The following is a 422-nucleotide window of genomic DNA, read 5'->3' as shown; positions in this document are numbered from 1 at the left end:
ATTGCGAGCAAGGCAATGACCTTTTTGATGAAGAAGATTTTCAAGGCGCAATGACACTTTGGAAAAAAGCTTTCGATTTGCTTGCTGATCCAGATGAAGAGTGGGAGCAAGCCGTTTGGCTTAAAGTATCTATTGGGGATAGTTATTATATGCTTGATGAATATCAACAATCCCTAGATTCAATGCTGGATGCATTAAACTACCCTGAAGCACTTGACAACCCATTTATTCACTTTAGAGCTGGCCAGTGTCATTATCAGTTAGGTGATAAAGAGCGCAGTAAAAATGCTTTACTTAAGGCCTATATGTTAGCCGGGAAAGAAATTTTTGAAGACCATGGAGAGGATGGGCTTTTTTATTACGACTTTTTAAAGTCCGAAATCAAGTTATAAACCATTTCTACGCAAAGGACAGCACATGAC

Annotated in this window: 1 protein-coding gene; it reads left to right on the top strand. The window is 38.9% G+C overall.

The window, feature by feature from the left end; all coding sequences use genetic code 11:
- A partial coding sequence (locus tag CWC11_RS20750; RefSeq protein WP_138684172.1) for a tetratricopeptide repeat protein occupies positions 1-392 on the top strand: 392 nt, incomplete at its 5' end.
- Between the last annotated feature and the right edge of the window lie 30 nt (positions 393-422).

The sequence above is a fragment of the Pseudoalteromonas sp. S3178 genome, assembly GCF_005886985.1.
Classification (GTDB): Bacteria; Pseudomonadota; Gammaproteobacteria; order Enterobacterales; family Alteromonadaceae; genus Pseudoalteromonas; species Pseudoalteromonas carrageenovora.
The sequence above is the reverse complement of the archived record's forward strand: the minus strand, read 5'-3'. Positions and strand labels throughout refer to the sequence as shown.